General features: G+C 60.0%; 1 protein-coding gene. It reads right to left on the bottom strand.

The genetic code is table 11. The annotated features are described in order from the left end of the window. Positions 1-507, bottom strand: a 507-nt coding sequence (locus tag JK635_RS28340) for a protoheme IX farnesyltransferase (RefSeq protein WP_202653529.1), incomplete at both ends; no start/stop codon positions are given.

Raw genomic sequence — 507 nt, 5'->3', positions numbered from 1 at the left:
TAGATGATGGAATAGGCAAAGGTCTTGCGGGCCACGATGTCGCTGTAGTGGCGGTAGATACGCCATGCATGCCAGAGGAAGATCGCACCCAGGATGGCCGCGCTGGCCAGATACAGCAGCCCGCTCATGCGCACCGCATATGGCAGCATGGTGGTGGCGACCAGCGCGATGGTATAGAGCCAGATGTGGAACTGCGTGAGCTTCATGCCATGGGTCACGGGCAGCATGGGCAGGCCGGACTTCGCATAGTCGTCGCGCCGGTACAGGGCCAGTGCCCAGAAATGCGGCGGGGTCCAGATGAAGATGATCAGCACCAGGATCCAGGCCTGCATCGGCACATCATTGGCAACCGCGGCCCAACCCAGTGCCGGCGGCATTGCGCCCGACAGGCCGCCAATAACAATGTTTTGCGGTGTGGCCGGCTTCAGGATGATGGTATAGATCACCGCATAGCCGACGAAAGTGGCGAAAGTCAGCCACATGGTCAATGGATTGACCAGCGTGTAG

The organism is Neobacillus paridis (assembly GCF_016765675.1).
GTDB lineage: Bacteria > Bacillota > Bacilli > Bacillales > Cytobacillaceae > Neobacillus > Neobacillus paridis.
Note: the sequence above shows the minus strand (reverse complement) of the source record. Positions and strands in the feature narration are given on the sequence as shown.